Source organism: Saccharomonospora glauca K62 (assembly GCF_000243395.2).
Taxonomy (GTDB): domain Bacteria; phylum Actinomycetota; class Actinomycetes; order Mycobacteriales; family Pseudonocardiaceae; genus Saccharomonospora; species Saccharomonospora glauca.
In genome coordinates, this window is record NZ_CM001484.1 from 847558 (window position 1) to 866651 (window position 19094).

The window sequence follows — 19094 nt, forward strand, 5'->3', positions numbered from 1 at the left end:
CCGCCACGGAGGTGGGAAGGCCGCTTTCGCCGCCGGGGGCGGATATGCCACAGAGACTGTCCACTAGGGATCGAATGAGCGTGGAAACCGCCCGTGAACTGCGATGATGTCGGAAAGCCGCGTTCGTTCTCATCGGAATGCGGCGGCGAGGTCCGTTGGTCCTTCGGGGTGACTGCGGCGCGAGGTCAAGCCCACTGAGACGAGGAGCACAGTCTATTGGTTCTCCCGTTCCGGTGCTAGCGTGTCGAAGCCTCGCGGTTTTTGCGCCGGTGGTCGAAATTGTGATCCCGGGGCCGTTGGTTTGTCGGAGAGGATTGCGATTGTCTGGTTCACATCATGCGGCGTCGTCGTCCCGCTCGGCGGTATTTCGATGATCATGCGTGTCGTCGATTGATTTCTTTGTTTCGATGCGGTCGATTCGTTGGAATTCCGGCGTGCGACATTGGCCGTCCATCGCGGGCCTGTGGGATATGTTGAGGGTAGATCATGTGGCATGATTCCGCGCGCCATGAACTGTGCTCGCTGGAGGCTGAGAGCTTCCGGATGCTGCAGGGATTTCTCGGAGCTCGGGACAAACTCGTCGACGCGGTGTCCGACATCGCGACCCGGCCGAGCATCAGTGACGAATTGTTGCGGTCGATTCGTACGCTCGCCGGTGCGCCCGACGAAATCCTGCGGGAGGACCCGGAGCGACTGAGTCGGATCAACGTTTTCTACCCGTCGAACAACCTGATCTACTCCTATGTTCTGTACGTATTGGTGCCGAGTCTCTACACGGACACCATTACGATTCGACCATCATCTCGGGTGCGACGTGAAACCGCGCGTGTGCACGAAATTCTGAGTCCGTACGCCGCCGGAGAAGTACGGCTTTGGGAATGTTCGCAGCGCGAGTTCGTCGACGACAGTGCGAGCGTCGATCTCGTCGTGTTCACGGGGACGGCTTCCAATGCCGCCTCGGTGCGCGCCGCGTTGTGCCCCGGCCCCAAGGTACTGACCTTCGCCTCCTCGCCCACACCTTTCGTGATCGGTCCCGAGGCCGATGTGGAAAGCGCCGCCCGTGCCCTCGTCGCGGCACGGCTGTTCAACGGCGGCCAGGACTGCCTGTGCCCGGACGCCGTGTTCGTCCATACCGAGGTGCGAGAGGACCTGCTCGCCTGCCTGCGGACGATGCTCGATCGCCGTCGTAGCCTCGACAGCGCGACGAGTTGGCGGATGGTCGACGGCGTGGTCTACGAGGACGCCTTGGAATCGGCCTGCTCGTTCATCGAACTCAACCGGGACGCGGTCGTCTACGGCGGCAAGTGCGACGTCGACGCACGAATGATCGAGCCGACCGTGCTGATGTTCGACTGGGAGCCGGACTTCACGCCGGTCGAGATGTTCGCCCCGGTTTTCTGCCTGGTCGAGTACGAGGACCCCGCGCAGGTCCGGACGTGGTTGAACCGGCCGGACCAGCAACGACAGGGCAGCTACGTCTCGGTGTTCGGGGAGCCGCAACTGATCGACCGTCGTATCGGCACCATTGTGGTCGTTCCCGAGGCGGCGCCACTGGATGTGGAGGACGGAAACCGACCCTTCGGCGGTTACGGCGTCGAGGCCGGAGCCGTGCAGTGCGGTGACGAAGTCCTGGGGAGACCGCTGTTGATCTCCGCCGAAGCAGCACGCGGTGGCCGACGGTGAGCCCCCGAACCGAGAACCACGTCGTGGCGGTGGTCGACCGATCGCCGTCCGGACCGAGTGACGCCTCGCGCGACCCGCTCGCCCGCACCGTCGCCGAGGTCGCCGACGAGCTCGGGCGGCGGGAAGGCGAACGAGTCGTTCTGGACGCGACCGGGGTCTGCGGCACGGCCCTGGGGGAGTTCGTCGACCGCGTGCGGTCGGGCCGGTCACTGCGGCCGCTGCACTCGCTTCGCCTGGAGCCCGCCCGCCTGCTGGCGGTGCTCGCCCAGCGGGAGGACGTCCCGGCGACGATCCTGGCGGCCGCTCGTCCGGAGCAGGTTCGCCGCGTTGCCGAGAGCTGGAGCCGTCATGGTTCGCCGGTCTCGGTGATCACGGTCAGTGGTGGTCCGGAGCGGTTCGTGGTCGACGGCGTCCGCCTGTCGCCCGGTGACGACGGGGGCGAGGCATGAAGGCGGTGTGGCGGCAGCTCGCCGGGATGTTCGCGGACGCAGGAGTGACGCACGTCTTCGGCCTTCCCGCGGACGAACCCGAACTGCTCGACGCCGCGAGGGCCGAACCGAGGCTCAGCGCCGTCGTCGTGAGGGACCAGCGTGCCGCGGCCCTGGCGGCCATCGGCCACGCCCAGGTGTCGGGTGGGCCCGCCGTCCTGGCGTTGACTCCCGGCCCCGCGTTCACCAACTCACTGACCGGGCTGCTCGAGGCGTCGAGCCTGGGTGTGCCGATGATCGTGGTCACCAGCTCGACGAACCCGGCCGAAGCCGCTCGTGGTGGGTTCCAGGTGACCCCTCAGGAGCAGCTGGTGAGCCCGCTGGTGTCCTGGTACCACAAGCTCGGCGAGCCCACCCAGGTCGGTTGGGCGGTGCGACGCGCCCTTCACCTGAGCCTCAACCAGCGACCGGGCGTCACCGTGATCGAAGTCGATCACCATCTCGCTGCCGCCGAGGACGTCGAGCGGGTGTCCCCGCCGGAGCCCCTGACGTGCGTCCCCGACGACCACACGATCCGGCGGGCGGTCGCCCTGCTGTCCCGCTCCGAGCGGCCTCTCATCCTGGCCGGTGGCGGGAGCCGGGGTGCCGGGGAGCAGATCGTCGCCTGTGCGCGACGCTGGGGAGCCATGGTGCTCACCACGGCCGCCGGTCGTGGGGTCATCGACGAGACGCACCCGGCCTCGCTGGGCAACGCCGGCCTCTACGCCTCCCGCGAGACGGCCGACGTCGTCGCGCGGGCGGACGCGCTCCTCGTCGTGGGCAGCGCCCTCGAGGAGACGGTCCGCATGGGATGGCCACGGCTCCGTTGCCTGCCGGTGGTGCAGATCGATCGCGATCCCTCGGCGTTCGGTCGAGCCGTCCGGCCCGAGGTCGCCGTGTGGGGCGACGCGGGGAAGACCCTCCGGCTATTGCTCGACCACGGTGGAGTCGGGGAACGCCCCTACTGGGCGTCGTGCGAGATCCCGCCGAGGCGGGAGTCGCTGGCCGCCACGACCCTGCGCACGATCTGGTCGACGCTCGGGCGGGACGCCGTGTTGGTGCAGGAGAACGGGCTGCACGACATGTGGAGCTTCGACCGTTCCGCGATCGCCGTGCGCCAAGGCACGCCGGTGGTCACCCCGGGTGAGCAGACCACGATGGGCTTCGGAGTCCCCGCGGCCATCGGCGCCGCGACGGCCGCGCCGGGGCGGGACCTTCTCGTGGTGTGTGGTGACTCCGCCTGTGAAATCTCGATCACCGCGCTGCCCACCCTGCTGCACGTCCACCCCAGCCCGGTCGTTGTGATGTTGTCGAACCGCGGCTGGGGTTGGCCACGCGCGGGCCGCGAGGAGAAGCAACGGGACCTCACCGTGGTGCATGATCCGCTTCCGATTCGCGACATCGCTCGGTCGCTGGGGATGACCGTCGTCACGGTCCGCGCCGAAGGCGACCTCGATGAGGTCGTCGGGACCCGCCGGGTGGAGCCTCGGAAGCCGCTGCTCGTGGTGGTGGAGGTCGACGACCACGACGTCAGCCCCGGAGTCCACAGGGAGCTGGCCGGATGACCGAGACGGGAACGGCTCGTTTCGGCCCGCTGTGGGTCGACGGCGTGCGCGTGGCGGAGACGGAACTGACCTCCCTGGCGGCCGTGATCCACCGGGGACTGCGGGGGTTGCCGTCGGGGTCGGTGGTCCAGTTGCCCGCCGAACCCCCGGTGGGTCTCGTGGCCAGGACGGTGGTCGGTGAGCTCGACCTGGTCCACGTCCTGGGCGAGGACACCCTTGCGTATGCCGGAATGGACGCCGCCGCCCTGATCGACGCCGACGGTGTGGTCCACCGTCGTGCGCCGGGGCTTCGGCCTCGGCGCCTGCCGGGCACGGCACGGCTCGCGGCGACGTCGGGAAGTACGGGACACCCGGAGGCCGTCGCGCACGGGCGGGAGGCCATCACCTTCCAGGCGTCGGCACTCCAGGAACGGCTGCGTTTCGAGGCGGGCGAAGTGATGTTGCTGCCGCTGCAGACCGCCCACGCCTACGGCGCCTCGGTCGTGGAACTGTGGTCGCGCTACGGCGTCGGCCTGATGCTGGAGCACACCAGTCCGCTTCGGACCTTCATTCCGAGACTCGTCGAACACAAACCGTCCAGTGTGGACCTAGTGCCCTCGATGCTCGCGATGTTGTTGTCGGCGGCACGACGGGACGACGCCGTCGCGGCGGGGATCGACCGGCTCCGGCTGCTCAACGTCGGCGGCGACGTCCTGCCACCGTCGTTGGTCGAGGCGGCACGCGCGGTGTGCGACCAACGTCTGCTCGACGGCTACGGCCTGACCGAGGCCGGGCCCAACGTCGCGGTCAACTGTCCCGAGTTCTACCGGGAGGGGACCGTCGGGCGACCGTTGCCCGGGGTGCGGGTCCGTATCGACGACGGCCAGATCATGGTCAGCAGCCCGAGTGTGCTGCTCGGGTACGTGCGCGACGGGAACGTCGTCCCGCAGACCGACGCGGACGGCTGGCTGGCCACCGGCGACCTCGGTTCGGTGGACGACCAGGGTTATCTGAAGGTCGTCGGACGCCGTAAGGAAGTCATCATCGTCCACGGCAGGACTTTCGCCCCGATCGCGGTGGAGGACGCTCTGCGTGCGGTGCCGGGCGTCGACGACGCCGGAGTCGTGGCCGTGCGGGAGGAACACGCGACGCGGGATCGGGTCCACGCGTTCGTGCGCGCGGAGTCGAACGGCACCGACGCCGACGAACTACGCCGTCGTTGTGTGGAGGCCCTGCCCAGTGGTCTCGGCCCGGTCCGGCTTCGGTTCGTCGACGAGTTGCCGTTGCTGCCGTCCGGGAAGTTGGATCGCAACGCGCTCCGCGAGGTGGTGCGGGCATGTACGTGACCGGACTGGCACTCGCCCCGATCGACGCCGCCGCACCGTGGACGGCGTGCCGCTCGGCGCTCGGGCAGGCCGGGCAGCAGGACCCCGCTCGGACCCAGTACGTCGTCGTCGGACACGGAGGGACCACGTCCGACGTGGAAGGAGCTGACGACGAGCTCGCGACGTTCTGTGGCGAGCTGGCGCTCACCTCGCTGCGGGAGCGGGGCGCGGACCCGGTGCTGCTGAACCACGCTTGCGCCTCCGTGCTGTTCGGCCTCGAATACGGGCAGGCCCTGATCCGGGCGAACCGGGCCGACCGCGTCGTCGTCACCGGCATGATCGGGCCGACCGGCTACGACCGGGCCGGCATGCGGGTGCTGCGGGCGTTGAGCACCGGTCGAGCACGCCCGTTCGCCCCGGACCGGGACGGCACGGCGCTCGGATCGGGACAGTACGCCGTGGTCTGTGACGGCGAGAGAACCGTCGAGGACCACGTCACGGCGGCGTTCGCGAGGATCGAGTCGATCTCCTGCCGGGTGGCCGCCGAGCCGCGTGCCGGGCTGCGGCCCGAGGCGGTGTACGACCGGATGGTCGATGCGTTGGACCGGGCCGGAGTCCGGGCCCCCGACCGCATCGAGGCCCACGCGACCGGAACGGTGGCGGGCGATGCGGCGGAGGAGGAGGCGATATCGCGGTTGCTGGCCGACCGTGGCATCCCCGCGGACACGGTGGTCGTCAGCGCGAGCAAGGCCACGACCGGACACCTGCTGCACGGCGCGGGTGCCGTGAGCTTGATCGAGGCCTGTCGCCACGCCCTCGCCTCGAACGGCACGGTCCTGGTCAACGCGTTCGGCTTCAGCGGCAACTACGCCTGCGCGGTGGTGGGCCCGCCCACCCACGGCGTCCGCCACGATCATGCTCTCGTGCCCGAACTGATTCCACACTCTGCTCCGGTAGGTGGCCATGCATAACCCCGAAGTCACGGTCGTCACGCCGACGATCGGCCGTCTCGACCGGTTGCGGGCGGCGTTGCGTTCGGTCGCCGCCCAACGCGTCGCGGTCGAACACGTCGTCGTCGGTGACGACTGCGCCGCCCGTGGCTGTCGTGACGAGGTGGCGGAGATCGTCGCGTCGTTCGACCACGCCCGCTTCCTGGACGTCACCGCGGCCGATCTGCCCGAGGGCCTTCAGCCGTACCTGCCGGCCCGGCTGGCGTTCCTCCGCAACACCGGAGTCGCGGCGGGCAGCGGAGAGTTCGTCTGCCATCTCGACGACGACAACGCCTTCGAAGTCGACCACCTGAGCAGCCTGGTCGAGCTGTTGCGAGCGAACCCGGACGTACCCGTGGCGCACAGCTGGCGCCTGCTCGTCGACGACAACGACGTTCCGTTCGTCCCGGACGGGGTCGACCCCTGGTATCCCGAGCCGGACGGCCGCCGCGACTCCTACCGGAGGTTGGCGGAGCTGGGGGTCTTCGAGCCGGGGTCGGCGGTCGTGCGCGACCGGTTGTGGGCGGGGGACGAAGTGCTCGGCCGCATCGACACCGGCGAGTTCCTCATCCGCAGGACCTACGCCGAAAAGCACGGCTTCCCCCAGCGGTTCACGCCTCGGCAACAGGAGTTGGAGATCACGGAGGACATGGCCTACGCGCTGTCGATGGCTCGCCGCGGGGTCCGGCCACTGTGCACGGAGAAGGCGACGCTGCGCTACACGATGGGTGGTTACTCCAACGCCGACTCCCTCGACAGCGCCACACCCAGGGTTGACCTGCGTAAGCAGACGGCCACCGGGGGGTCGATCCGGTGACCAACACGGACAGTCCACCGAAACGTTCGAGGTCCACGTGGGCGGTGCTGCGGGAGAACCGGCCCCTGGCCTGGCTGACGGCGTCGATCCTCTTCCACCGCCTCTCGGGGTCCATGCTGGTGGTGGCGATCCCGTTGTTCGTCATCGACCGGTACGGACTGAGTTGGGAGGCCGGGCTGACCCTGGCCGCGCGACTGATCCCCAACATCCTCTTCGGGGTGATCGTCGGCCACATCGTGGACAAGTGGGAGCCGCGCAAGGTCGCGTGGGTGACGGCGGTCATGAACGCGGTGCTGCTCGCCTCGGTGCCGCTCACCCAGTCGTTGGTCCAGTTGCAGATCCTCATGTTCACGGCCGGTGTCGTGTACATGTTCGGCCTTCCCGCGCGGATGGCGCTGCGCCCGCTCGTCATCGCCAAGGGCGACGAGACACCCGGCAACGCCCTGCTGGTGACCGCCGAGCGGTTGAGCTCCATCGTGGGGCCGCTGCTGGTGGGCGTGATCATCGCCTCGGTGGGGGTCGAGGTGTCCTTCCCGATCCAGGGCGGTCTCGCGATGCTGGCCGCCGCGTCGGTGTGGGGGCTGCCGGCCCGACCGCTTCGGGAACCGGAGCAGGCGGAGGCGGAGCAGAAGGAGAAGCCGGGACTCAAAAGCGAGCTCCGGAAGATGCTCGTCACCGGACCGGCCGTCCTGGTCCGGGCCGTGGCGGGCGACCGGATGCTGCGGGTCCTGGTCCTGACGGCCTTCACGTACGTCGGAGCGGTGGCCCTCGGTGAGGTCTTCGTCGTCGGGCTGGCGAAGGAGAACTTCGCCGGTTCCCCCGGCGCGAACGGATGGCTGGTGTCGGCGATGGGAGCCGGGGGTGTGCTCGGCGCCTTGCTCAGCGCGTGGCTGAGCCGCTTCCGTCCCGGTCCGCTGTACTTCTTCGGCAACGTGCTGGAAGCGCTGGCCTGGCTCGTGCTGCCGTTCATCGGGGTGTTGCCGCTGGCCCTGGTCTGCATGGTGGCGGCGGGATTCCTCGAGTCCGTCGCGACCGTCGTCTACTTCGCCGAAGTCCAGAAGCGCCTGCCCAACGAGCTGACGGGCCGGTTCTACGCGTCGTTCATTCCCCTCACCGACGTGTTCGGCATGCTGGGCAGCCTGTCCGGCCCGGTGCTGCTCGCCGGTGCCGGGGTGACCGGAGGCGCGCTGGTGATCGCCGCGCTGATCGCGGTGCCGGTCCTGTTGTGCGGAGTGACGCTGCTGCGGCCGGGCACGATCGAGATGCCTCTGACGGAATCCCCGGAGGAGAGCGCAGATGCCGACCGTTGACCGCGAACGCCTGCGTCGAAGCCGGAAATGGGCGGTGGCCAGACTCGCGGGCCGAGACGTCGCGGTCGACGTCGTGGGCCTGGAACGACACGTGCTGCCGGAGCGAGCGGCGGAGTTGTTGACGTTCGCCGAGTCCCCGGTCTCGGCCGAGGACCTGGTCCTTCGACACGGCGGGGACCGCGCGGAGGCCGAGAAGCTCGTCGACCTGCTCGTCGCGACCGGCCTGCTCGTCGACCGGGAGGAGACCGAGGCCGACGAGCAGATCGAGCGGCTGATCCGGGTGGCCGAGACCCCGCCGCCGGAACGAGCATCCTCCGCCTACGGCGAGATCGACCACCTGGAGGACAGCGCCGTTCCCGCCCCGTGGCGAGGTCCTTTGCGGGTGCTGTTGCTCGGTGGGTGCGTCGTTCAGTTCGCGCGGGCCGCGGTCGAACGGAGGTTCCGCCTCGGTGGCTACGACGCGACGGTGCGGACGAGCTGGCCCGGCGCGTCGGTCCACGACCTGGTCGACACGATTCGCCGCGAGGACCCCGACGTCGTCGTGGTGATGCCGTACGTCGAGACGTTGCTGCGGGGGCTGTGGGACCTGGGGTACGCGGCGACGCCGCGGACCAGGGCGACCCGCACCCGCGCCCTGGCTCGGCTGCTCGCGAACCTGTTGGCCACCACCGCCGAGGCGGCAGGGGACCGGCTGGTGCTCATGCACAACGTGTCCGGCCCCGGACTATCGGCCTTCGGGCGCTTCGAGTACCTGCACGAGTGGCACCTTCGCGACAGCGTGGGTTTCCTCAACCAGGAGTTGGACCGCGCCGCACGACGGCACGACAACGTCGTGCTCGTCGACGAGGACCGCTTCGTCCGGGAATGGGGCGCGCGGCACCTCTTCGACGACCACCTGTTCCCGTTCGCGCACCACGGAGGCACGCCGAGCCCGGACCTCGACGTACCCAACCAGACGCCGTTGCTCAGCTCGGTCCTCGCCGAGGAGTACTACGCGTCCTACGCCGCGCACACCGCTGCCGACCGCATCAAGTGCCTCGCGGTCGATCTGGACAACACCCTGTGGCCGGGTGTCCTGGCCGACATGGACTTCGACTGGTCCATGGCCGACACGACCAGCTCGTGGCTGCACCGAGGCATCCACCAGGCCCTGCGGATCGTCAAGCAGCGCGGGGTGCTGCTCGCGTCGGTGAGCAAGGGGGACGCGGACGCCACGCTCGCCGCGTGGCGGAGGCTGCCGTCTACGGACCTGCTCAGCCCGGACGACTTCGTCGCGCACTACATCGGGTGGGGGCCGAAATCGGCGTCGCTGCACCAGTTGTGCAAGGAGCTGCAGGTAGCGCCGGAAGCGGTCGCGGTTCTCGACGACTTCCACGTCGAGCGTGAGGAGATCCGACGTTTCGGCCCTCCGGTGCGGGTCGTCGACGCGCCGGTGAGCGAGTTCCGGCGGTGGTTGCTCACCGAGCCGGGACTGCAGGTGCGCACCGTGACCCCGGAGGCCGCCAACCGCACCGAGACGACGAGGGCCGCGCTCACCGTGGCGAGGATGGCGGACTCGGCCGACGGCGACTACGGCCGCCTGATCCGCGACCTGCACGTCCGGGTCGACGTCCGACCGCCACGGGAGTCGGAACTGACTCGCGTCGCCGAGCTGGTGACCCGGACGACACAGTTCACCCTCGGGGAACCGCCGCCGGGGCCCGACGAGTTCGCGGAGGCGGCGAGTCGCGACGAACTCCGTGTTCTCGAGGTCAGCGACGACCTCGCCAACTACGGAATCGTCGGGGCGTGCGTGATCGGTGACGGCGTCGTCCGCGCGCTCGCGGTCTCCTGCCGGGTTCTCGCGCTCGACGTGGGACCGGTGTTCCTGACCGCCGCGCTGCTGGGACGGCCGAACGAGACGTTCGTGGCCCACTACACCGCGACCGAGCGGAACTCACCCGCGAAGGACCTCCTGCGGCGGAGCGGTTTCCAACTCGTCGCCGAGCACGGCGCGCGGAGCGAATGGCGGCGTCGGGGGCCGGTGTCGGCCGCCGAGCTCGACGCCTGGCCACACGAGGTGTCGATCAGGGAGGTGACAGCGTGATCGATCGCTGGAGCAGGGCCGATCGCGCGGCTCACGCCGGGAAGGTTCCGGTCTCCGCGCTCCGTGCGGACGCCGAGAGGGTCGTGGCGAGTGGCGTGGACGCCCAGGAGCTGTACCGGCGCTGGGAGCAGCAGCACTGGACCGTCGGCGACCTGCGACTCGACGAGGACAGGGCGAACTGGGACCGCGTTCCGGCGGCCAGTCGTGAGGTGCTCCTCCGGCTGTTCACGTCCTTCTACGTCGGCGAGTACACCGCGGTGGACGGGCTCGCGGCGGTGATGGCCGGTGCGCCCGACGAGGACGAGTTGGTGTTCCTCGCGACGCAGAGCGCCGACGAGGCTCGGCACGTGGCGTTCATGAACCTCGTCGACCGCGAGCTCATGGACGGGACGGAAGGGCTGAAGGCGCGGCTGCCGCAGCTGTGGGAGCAGCTCACGCCGGCCTACCGCGCGTTGCAGCGGATCGAGGACGCGTTCGCCGAGGACGTGTTGCGGCGTCCGGACATCGATACCTGGCTGCGGCTCGTCTCCGTCTTCCACCTCCTGACCGAGGGCGTCATGGCCATCAACGGCCAGCAGGCGGTCCTCAGGGCGCTTCGCGCCCACACGGAGCTACCGCAGGTGGAGGCCGGATTCATCGGCATGATGCGCGACGAGTCCCGGCACATCGCCTACGGCACCCAGGCGGCCCGCCGCTGGGTGAAGCGAGGGTTCGAGGAACACGTGCTCGAAGCCATGGAGCTCGCCGTCCCGCACGTGGTGCACATCGACGACCGGCCGGGCGCTTCCAATCCGTTGGCCGCCAAGCAGCTGGCCAAGCTCGTGGACCGGCGGCTGGCCGCGGTCGGCGTGTCGCGGAAGGGACGCGAGCACATCGCCGCGGTGGCACGTCGCACCTACTCGATCGAGGGCGACGCGGCCGACGGCTCCGAGACCCAGGTGTCCGGCCACCCCGGTCGGGACGCGGAGGAGAGGGGAGGTGACGGATCGATGCAGAGCAAGGCCATCTGAACGGGCTGAAAGCCGTTCTTGCACAAGCAAGATGACGCGTGTCGTGGGTGCCCGCGCGTCGGGCACCCACGACATCGACCAAGGGGACAGTGTGAGCGAAGAACCGTTCAGTCGCCCCGCCTACGGCTTCCAGAGGCGGGTCGGGCAGCTCGGAGAGGTCGACGAGCAGGGCTATCTCGTCTCTCATCCGCAGGAGCCGTTGTGGGACATCTACACGGTGACCGCGGAGGTGGACCTCGACCAGCTCCGGACGGCGTGGCGGGCGGCCACCGCCGACATCGACACGTTGAACTTCCGGCTGCGTCGGGTGGGCGATCGCGTCCTCACGGAGCGGCTCGCGCCCGTGCCCGCCGGGTTCGACGTCCACTCGGTTCCGAAGGCCTTCGCCGACGGGGCGTTGCACCCCGATGTCGTCGCCTTGGTCGACCCGCTCGTCACCGGACGGCACTGCGCTCCCGGAGCGCCGACGGCGTGGCTGCGGGTCGTGCGGGACGGTGAGAACACCCTGCTCACCATCGTCGTGGACCACACCGTCGGTGACGGTTGGTCGTTGGCGTTGCTCGTCAGAAGGTTCGCGATGGCACATCGCCTGCTGCGTGCCGGCAAGCCGCTGGAACTACGCCCGCTGGGCGGGTTCGCGGACTTCCTCGACCGGCTTCCCGACGCCCCCACGCGCCGCCGGAACCTGGACCGCTGGCGGGAGCTGCTGGCCGACACGACACCGCCGGGGCCGCCCACCCTGTTCGAAAAGGACGGCCCGGACCCCGATCGCGCGTTCCTGTTGGACACTCATCACGTCTTCCCGGTCGAGCCTCGCGCCACCCGTGCCGCCAATGTGCTGGCGCAGCGGTACGGCACCAACCCGGCCGAAATCTGGGTGGCCGCGGCGATCCTCGCCGCGACCCGGAACTCGCGGGGACCACAGCCCTCCATCACCATGCACCACGGACGGACCCGGCGCGCCGACTTCCGGGTCTTCGGCCCCCTCACGGAGGCGCACGTGACTCCCGCGGTCCCCGCCGACCGCACGCTGGAGGATCAGTGGCGCCTCGGCAGGGAGTCGCCTCCGCTGTTCGGCGAGACGTTGCGGGAGGAAGGGCTGTTCACCCAGCGGCGCTTCGCCATCGACCACGTGCCCGTGTCCCCGCCGCTGGTGCTCGACCGGGAGGTTCGTGGCCGTTCGTTGACGGGGAAGGAACTGGAGCCTCTCAAGCCACCCAGCAAGGAACCCATCCCTTCCGCGGCGAGCGTGTGGATCACGATCTACCCGCTGGGCGTTGAGCGCGCCGAGGTCCTGGTGGAGGCAGCCTCCAGTGCCCTGCCGGAGCCGGAGTCCATCGTCGCGGCCATGCGGGACGCCCTGGTGAGCGCCGCGGGCGACGTCGACTGACGGGAACGTCCGGCACTCGATCGCGGCTTCGTCAACGGCAGTCAGCAATCAAGAAGGTGACGGTGTGATGCACCAACAATCGCAGCGCTGTGCCCTCGTGGTCGGAGGGGCCGGGTTCATCGGCAGCCACCTCGTCGACCGACTGTTGGCACGAGGCGATCGGGTCTACTGCGTCGACAACCTGCTCACCGGGCGCGTCGAGAACCTCGCGCAGTGCGAAGACCACCCCGACTTCACGTTCCTCCAGGCCGATGCCGCCGACTTCGAGATCCCGGAGCCGGTGGACGCGGTGTACTACCTGGCGTCGCCCGCGTCGCCGAGAGCGTATCGGCGTTACCCGCTGGAGACGTTGGCGGCCGGGTCGACCGGGGTTCGCCACAGCCTCGACGTCGCGCGGCGACACGGTGCGCGCTTCCTGCTCACGTCCACGTCCGAGGTGTACGGGGACCCGCAGGTCCACCCGCAGCGCGAGGACTACCACGGCAACGTCAATCCCGTCGGGCCCCGGAGCATGTACGACGAGGCGAAACGCTTCGCCGAGGCACTGGTGACCGCCTACTCGGCGACGTTCGGCCTCCAGACGCGGATCGCCCGCATCTTCAACACCTACGGACCGCGCATGGACAGCGAGGACGGCCGTGTCGTCCCGACCTTCGTCCGGCAGGCCCTCGCCGGGGAGCCGTTGACCGTGGCCGGGAAAGGCGAGCAGACCCGCTCGTTGTGCTACGTCGACGACACGGTGGCCGGTCTGCTGGCGCTGCTGGACAGCGACGAGTCCGCCCCGGTGAACATCGGCAACCCGCACGAGATCACCGTGCTCGAACTCGCCCGGACCGTGCTCTCGCTCTGCGGGCGAAAGCCCGACGACATGGTCTTCGTGCCGTTGCCGCCGGAGGACCCCCAGCGGCGGTGTCCCGACATCACGCGGGCCACCTCGGCGTTGTCCTGGCGCCCCACGGTGGGCCTGGAGCAGGGGCTGCGGTTGACGATCGCCGCCGCGCGGAACGGGTGACGGAGCTGCGGTCGAACGGGCTCCCGGTCCGGCGGCCCGCGTGAGAGCTGGGCGTGAGGTCGATTCGCCTCAGGGGAAAGGAAACACGTCGCGATGCGCATCACCGTCATTGGTCTCGGGTACTTGGGCGTGACCCATGCCGCCTGCATGGCCGAGCTGGGTTTCGAGGTGCTGGGGCTGGACTCCGACGCGGAGCGGGTCGCGATGCTGTCGGCCGGTTCGCTGCCCTTCTACGAGCCGGGGCTGAGCGAGCTCGTGTCCACCCACACCGCCACCGGGCGGCTGCGCTTCACCACGTCGTACGCCGACATCGCCGAGTTCGGCGCGGCCGCCTCGGACGGCGTCGTGCACTTCCTGTGCGTGGGAACTCCCCAGCAGGCGCACTCCGAGGACGCGGACCTGTCCTCCCTGTTCTCCGCGGTCGAGCGGCTGACCCCTCATCTCGTCGGCCGCTGCGTCGTCGTGGGCAAGTCGACGGTGCCGGTGGGCACTGCGGCCGACGTGGTCGAGCTGCTGGCCGCGCACGCCCCGGCCGGAGCCGACCCGGAACTGATCTGGAATCCCGAGTTCCTGCGGGAGGGCAACGCCGTCCGGGACACGCTCCGTCCGGACCGGATCGTCTTCGGGGTGCGGGAGAGGCCCGGCCGGGAACCCGAGAGCGAGGGCCTTCGGCTCCTCCGCCGCGTGTATGCCGAGGTGATCGCCGCGGGGGTGCCCGTGGTGGTCACCGACTACGCGACCGCGGAGCTGGTGAAGGTCAGCGCCAACGCGTTCCTGTCGACGAAGATCTCGTTTCTCAACGCGGTGGCGGAGGTCTGCGAGGTCACCGGGGCGGACGTGAAACAGCTGGCGGAGGCCCTCGCTCACGACCGACGCATCGGCGGCGGCTATCTCAGCCCCGGAATCGGTTTCGGCGGGGGCTGCCTGCCCAAGGACCTTCGGGCGTTCGCGGCGACGGCCGAGAAACTCGGGCTGGAGTCGCTGGGGTTCCTCCGGAGTATCGACGCGATCAACCTCGCCACCCGTCGTCGTGCCGTGTCCCTGACCGTGGAGGCCTGCGGTGGGGACGTGGCCGACAAGCGGATCGCTGTGTGGGGTGCCGCGTTCAAACCGGACTCGGACGACATCCGGGACTCACCGGCACTGTGGATCGCCGCGGCGCTGCACGACGTGGGCGCGACCGTGGTCGTCTATGACCCGCAAGCCATGGACAAGGCGCGCAAGGCACACCCGCAGTTGTCGTACGCCGACTCGGCCACGGACGCCGCGGTCGGTGCTCACGCGATCGTGCACCTGACGGAGTGGGACGAGTTCCGTCACGTGTCGCCCCGTGCCCTGAGCGAGGTGGTTCACGCGCGCAACATCGTGGACGGCCGCAACGTCCTCGACGCGCGCGACTGGTGTGCTCACGGCTGGACGTACCGGGCGCTGGGGCGGCCGGTCGTGTCGGCGACCTGACGGCCGGCCTTGCCCGCACGGTCGCGGGGGACCGTCAACCGGGCTTGCGGGCCACGCAGAGCACCGACTGGCCGAAGGGCACGGGCAGGTACTTCTCGATCGCCCTGGTGACCGGGACCACGAAACGGTCGTAGAGCGAGACCAGCCGTGGATTCGGAGAGGTGGTGCCGCCCTTGCGCACGGCGGCCCACCAGGCGAAGGCGCCCAGGAAGTTCACCGGTCGGGCGGTCTCCACCACGAGTCCGGCCTCCCGCGCGGTGGCGGCGACGGTCGTGGGGGTGTAGCGACGGAAGTGGCCCACCTTGCGGTCGAACTCGCCGTAGAGCTGCTGGTAGCCGGGGACGAACAGGACGATGTTGCCCTTCGGGGTCAGCGACTCCGAAAGCCGGCGCAGGGCGCTGATGTCGTCCTCGATGTGCTCCAGGACGTTGATCGCTATCAGCGTCTCCACCGGCCGGTCGAGCTTGGTGCCGCCGTCGATGTCGTACTGCTGTACCTCCACCTCGGGCCGGTCGCGGAACCGTTCCTTCAGCTTTCGCACGGCGCCGGAGTCGACGTCGGTGACGACGTAGCGGTCGAAGCCGGTGAAACCGGAGGCGAACTCGCCGAGCCCCGCACCGACCTCCAGCACGGTACGTCCACAGTGAGGTCGGATGAGCTCTCTCTGGTAGGCGAGGTAGCGCGGCTTGCCGTGGTCGGCCTCCAGGTCCCGGCCCGTGGCCGCGGTGAACGCGGACGTCGAATCGGGCGCCGCGTCACCGTCTCGTTGGGGATCGTCGTGGGGTTCGAGGTGGGACTTTTCCGTCGGCACGTGCCCTCCCGTGCTCCAGTCGAGTAGATCCGTTATCCCGCTGTGTCCCGACCGTAATGTACAAGGGTGTCGAGGTGGTGACGCCACGCGGTCACTCCCGTGGCGGAAGGCCGCGTACCGGGGAGCCGAGTGGGGAGGATACGGGAGAAAACAGGCACGCCCCCGGCCGAAACCGGGGGCGTGCCTGGAGGAGAAAGCACCGGTACGCATTCGTCGCCTCGCGGCGAAAGGCGCGACGCGGCTCCAGCCGAACGGTATTCCGCGAAGGCAATTGAGATGGGGCCCGGGGACAGTCAATGCGCACCGGCACCGGATTCAACACCGATCAGGGCGTCGGTGTTTCCGCTTGCCGGATGACGTGCCTCACAACGTCAGGCGGCCTCGTCCTCGACTCGGTCGGCCCGGCGATTCCGGTGGACGAGGGCGCGCCGTTCGTGCTCGGTCAGACCACCGAATATGCCGTGGTCCAAGCCGTTTTCCAAGGCATGGTTGAGGCATGCGTCCCGAACGGGACACCGTGCGCACACCGCCTTCGCGCGAGCGGTCTGCTGTGCGCCCGGTCCCATGTCCGAGATGGGGAAGAACAGTTCGGGATCTTCGTCGCGGCAGGCGGCACTGTGCCACCACTCACTATTCGTCATAGGCGTGCCGCCTCCTTTCTCGATCTTTTCGGGCTTTCGGGTCGGCGAGCCCGTAGAGGCAACGCGCTGTCGTCGTTCGCTTATTCCGGGCGTGACCTCCGCGGCACCGGAATTCGCGCGAGATCATGCGCGATGACGAGTTCGCCGTCGAATACCTCTGCCGCTTGGGCGCGGAACTCGGCCATATTCGAATATCGTTGTGAGAAATGTGCCAGGACCAGCGTGTGGACGCCGCTTTCTCGTGCCACCCGCGCGGCCTGCCGGGCCGTCAGGTGCCCGTACCGCTCGGCCAGGTCCGCTTCCGAGTCGAGGAACGTGGCCTCGATCACCAGCAGGTCGGCGTCCTCGGCGAGCGCGAAGGCGTTGTCGCACAGCCGGGTGTCCATCACGAACGCGAACTTCTGCCCGCTGCGCGGCACGCTCACGTCCTCGACGGTCACAGTGTTCCCACCGACGGTGAGCGAGCCCTCCCGCAGCAGGGTCCCGACGTCGGGGCCGTGGACGCCGTGACGCTGCAACAGTCGCGGCACCAGGGACCGCCCATCAGGTTCGACGAGCCGGTATCCGTACGCCTCGACGGGGTGGTCGAGACGCAGGGCCGACAGCTCGCCGAACTCGCCGTCCGCCACCACGCCGTCCCCGCCGATGGGCCGCTCCACCAGCTCGGTCGTCTCGTGGAACACGCTCGCGTGGCGCAGCCGCTCGAAGTACGCCCGCCCGGACGCCGGGTAGTGCGCGTGCACCCGCTCCACGCCGTCCAGCGACAGGCGCTGCACGACACCGGGCACCCCGAGGCAGTGATCGCCGTGGAAGTGCGTGAGGCAGATCCGGTTGATCGCGCTCACGGGCACACCGGCGAAGATCAGCTGCCGTTGCGTTCCCTCGCCGGGGTCGAACAGCAAGCCCATCGAGTCCCAGCGCAGGAGGTAACCGTTGTGGTTACGCGCGCGGGACGGCACCTGACTCCCGGTGCCCAGCACGATCAGCTCACGGTTCGACACGCGACGACGGTACGGCGTGGACGGTGGCCGCCGCATCCGATTTCCCGAGTGCTGTTCCGCACCCGACCTCGGTCAGCGGTCCTTTCGTGCCGCGGAGACCTCCCTCGCGAGGAGGGCTGCCCCGTGCCACGGCGGGCACTCGGCGTCCGGCGGACCCGGAACGCCCCGACGCCACCGTCACCGACCTCGTCGTCCGGGTGAGTCACGTCCTCGTCGAGGTCGTCGCGCCTTCTGCGGGCGGCGTCGCGCACGGGAGCATCGCCGACCGGGGCGACGGCCCCCCGGGGCGTCAGCTCCCGGACGAGCTGTGCCATGGGTCTCCTTCCCTCGTCCGCTGTCCACCTCACCCGGACGGGTACCCCGGCGACCCGCCGTTCTACCCACCTTTTTCGCGTGGGCTGGCCGACTCGGCGCGGGAGGCACATACTGCCTGACGTGTCCACAACGGACTGGGTGCTGCACGTGGACCTCGACCAGTTCATCGCGGCGGTGGAGGTCGCGCGGCATCCCGAGCTGAAAGGCAGACCCGTCGTCGTCGGAGGGGCGGGCGATCCGACCCAACGCGGGGTGGTGGCCACCGCCTCCTACGAGGCCAGGGAGTACGGCGTGCACTCCGGCATGCCGTTGCGCACGGCCGCCCGCCGCTGTCCCGACGCGGTGTTCCTCGCCTCCGACCCGCCCGCGTACGAGGAGGTCTCCGAGCGGGTGATGGCGGTGCTGCGGGAATTTCCGGTGGTGGTCGAGGTCGCGGGCTGGGACGAGGCGTTCCTCGGGGCGCGAACCGACGATCCGTGGTCGCTGGCGAGGGAGGTCCGGCGGGCGGTGGCCGACCGTACGGGATTGTCGTGCGCGGTGGGGATCGGCGACAACAAGCACACCGCCAAACTCGCCACTGGCTTCGCCAAACCGGGCGGGGTGTACTGCCTGACCAGGGAAAACTGGGGAGAGGTCATGGGGGATCGACCTCCCGACGCGCTGTGGGGCGTGGGGGCCAGGACTCGCCACAAGCTCGCCGAACTCGGCATCACCACCGTCGACGACTTGGCCGCGGCCGACCGGGGCGTGTTGGCGGCGGAATTCGGTCCCACGCTCGGGCCGTACTTCCGTGCCCTGGCTCACGGCCTGGGCGACCGGGAGGTCACGGCCACGCCGTACGTGCCGAAGTCCCGCGGGCGCGAGACGACGTTCCAGCGGGACGTCGCCGACGTGGGGGAACTTCGCGTCCAGCTCGCGCGTTTGGCCGCCAGGGTGGCGGACGACGTCGCCGCCGAGGGGCGGCTCGCCGCACGCGTCGCCGTGAAGGTCCGTTTCGCACCGTTCGTCACGCAGACACACGGTGTGACGTTGCCCGTGCCCACGAGGGACGCCGCGGTGCTGGTACGTGCCGCCGAGGAGGCGTTCGGACGCTTCACGGTGGACCGTCCCGTGAGGCTGCTCGGCGTGCGGGCGGAGTTCGTCCGGGAATGACACCGGACACACCGGCGTTGCACCACACGCGCGTCGCCGCTGTCGTTACCCTGCACTACGCTGATGCGGCACTCGAACAGTTG

16 protein-coding genes are annotated in these 19094 nt (G+C 69.6%); 13 read left to right on the top strand and 3 right to left on the bottom strand.

Features of this window, described 5'->3' with window-relative positions; genetic code table 11:
• Positions 1-486 precede the first annotated feature (486 nt).
• From SACGLDRAFT_RS04120 to SACGLDRAFT_RS04175, 12 genes are all read left to right on the top strand, one after another.
• Positions 487-1683 (top strand): aldehyde dehydrogenase family protein, encoded by a 1197-nt coding sequence (locus SACGLDRAFT_RS04120; protein ID WP_005462000.1) that lies wholly within the window; start codon positions 487-489, stop codon positions 1681-1683.
• Positions 1680-2132: a hypothetical protein gene (locus tag SACGLDRAFT_RS04125; protein WP_005462001.1), complete on the top strand. Its 453-nt coding sequence runs from the start codon at positions 1680-1682 to the stop codon at positions 2130-2132. Before SACGLDRAFT_RS04120 ends, SACGLDRAFT_RS04125 begins: the two co-directional genes overlap by 4 nt.
• Entirely contained in the window at positions 2129-3715 is a 1587-nt protein-coding gene (locus SACGLDRAFT_RS04130; RefSeq protein WP_005462002.1) for a thiamine pyrophosphate-binding protein, read from the top strand. The genes SACGLDRAFT_RS04125 and SACGLDRAFT_RS04130 overlap by 4 nt, the downstream gene beginning before the upstream one ends.
• Positions 3712-5040, top strand: a complete 1329-nt coding sequence (locus tag SACGLDRAFT_RS04135) for a class I adenylate-forming enzyme family protein (RefSeq protein ID WP_005462003.1) — start codon at positions 3712-3714, stop codon at positions 5038-5040. Before SACGLDRAFT_RS04130 ends, SACGLDRAFT_RS04135 begins: the two co-directional genes overlap by 4 nt.
• The gene (locus SACGLDRAFT_RS04140) at positions 5031-5990 is read left to right on the top strand and encodes a beta-ketoacyl-[acyl-carrier-protein] synthase family protein (RefSeq protein WP_005462004.1); all 960 of its coding nucleotides are present in this window, start codon (positions 5031-5033) and stop codon (positions 5988-5990) included. Before SACGLDRAFT_RS04135 ends, SACGLDRAFT_RS04140 begins: the two co-directional genes overlap by 10 nt.
• On the top strand, positions 5983-6825 hold the full coding sequence (locus SACGLDRAFT_RS04145) for a glycosyltransferase family A protein (RefSeq protein WP_005462005.1): 843 nt from the start codon (positions 5983-5985) through the stop codon (positions 6823-6825). Before SACGLDRAFT_RS04140 ends, SACGLDRAFT_RS04145 begins: the two co-directional genes overlap by 8 nt.
• Positions 6822-8135: an MFS transporter gene (locus SACGLDRAFT_RS04150; protein WP_040918523.1), complete on the top strand. Its 1314-nt coding sequence runs from the start codon at positions 6822-6824 to the stop codon at positions 8133-8135. The genes SACGLDRAFT_RS04145 and SACGLDRAFT_RS04150 overlap by 4 nt, the downstream gene beginning before the upstream one ends.
• A complete protein-coding gene (locus SACGLDRAFT_RS04155) occupies positions 8122-10221 on the top strand; it encodes an HAD-IIIC family phosphatase (RefSeq protein ID WP_005462009.1) in 2100 nt (699 codons plus the stop codon). The genes SACGLDRAFT_RS04150 and SACGLDRAFT_RS04155 overlap by 14 nt, the downstream gene beginning before the upstream one ends.
• Positions 10218-11231 (top strand): ribonucleotide-diphosphate reductase subunit beta, encoded by a 1014-nt coding sequence (locus SACGLDRAFT_RS04160; protein ID WP_005462011.1) that lies wholly within the window; start codon positions 10218-10220, stop codon positions 11229-11231. Before SACGLDRAFT_RS04155 ends, SACGLDRAFT_RS04160 begins: the two co-directional genes overlap by 4 nt.
• A gap of 91 nt (positions 11232-11322) precedes the next feature.
• Entirely contained in the window at positions 11323-12621 is a 1299-nt protein-coding gene (locus SACGLDRAFT_RS04165) for a hypothetical protein (RefSeq protein WP_157608759.1), read from the top strand.
• A 67-nt stretch (positions 12622-12688) separates the two neighbouring features.
• Positions 12689-13633 (top strand): NAD-dependent epimerase/dehydratase family protein, encoded by a 945-nt coding sequence (locus SACGLDRAFT_RS04170; RefSeq protein WP_005462014.1) that lies wholly within the window; start codon positions 12689-12691, stop codon positions 13631-13633.
• Between the two features lie 93 nt (positions 13634-13726).
• Positions 13727-15091 (top strand): UDP-glucose dehydrogenase family protein, encoded by a 1365-nt coding sequence (locus SACGLDRAFT_RS04175; protein WP_005462016.1) that lies wholly within the window; start codon positions 13727-13729, stop codon positions 15089-15091.
• A gap of 34 nt (positions 15092-15125) precedes the next feature.
• On the opposite strand, the gene SACGLDRAFT_RS04180 is transcribed toward SACGLDRAFT_RS04175, so the two are convergent.
• The 3 genes from SACGLDRAFT_RS04180 to SACGLDRAFT_RS04190 all read right to left on the bottom strand — a co-directional run bounded on the left by SACGLDRAFT_RS04180 (position 15126) and on the right by SACGLDRAFT_RS04190 (position 17544).
• A complete protein-coding gene (locus SACGLDRAFT_RS04180; protein WP_005462018.1) occupies positions 15126-15902 on the bottom strand; it encodes a class I SAM-dependent methyltransferase in 777 nt (258 codons plus the stop codon).
• A gap of 371 nt (positions 15903-16273) precedes the next feature.
• On the bottom strand, positions 16274-16543 hold the full coding sequence (locus SACGLDRAFT_RS04185) for a WhiB family transcriptional regulator (RefSeq protein ID WP_005462019.1): 270 nt from the start codon (positions 16541-16543) through the stop codon (positions 16274-16276).
• A gap of 80 nt (positions 16544-16623) precedes the next feature.
• Positions 16624-17544: a ribonuclease Z gene (locus tag SACGLDRAFT_RS04190; protein WP_040919577.1), complete on the bottom strand. Its 921-nt coding sequence runs from the start codon at positions 17542-17544 to the stop codon at positions 16624-16626.
• Between the two features lie 435 nt (positions 17545-17979).
• Between SACGLDRAFT_RS04190 and SACGLDRAFT_RS04195 the strand changes: the two genes are divergently transcribed.
• Entirely contained in the window at positions 17980-19011 is a 1032-nt protein-coding gene (locus SACGLDRAFT_RS04195) for a DNA polymerase IV (RefSeq protein ID WP_005462023.1), read from the top strand.
• The last annotated feature ends 83 nt before the right edge of the window (positions 19012-19094 follow it).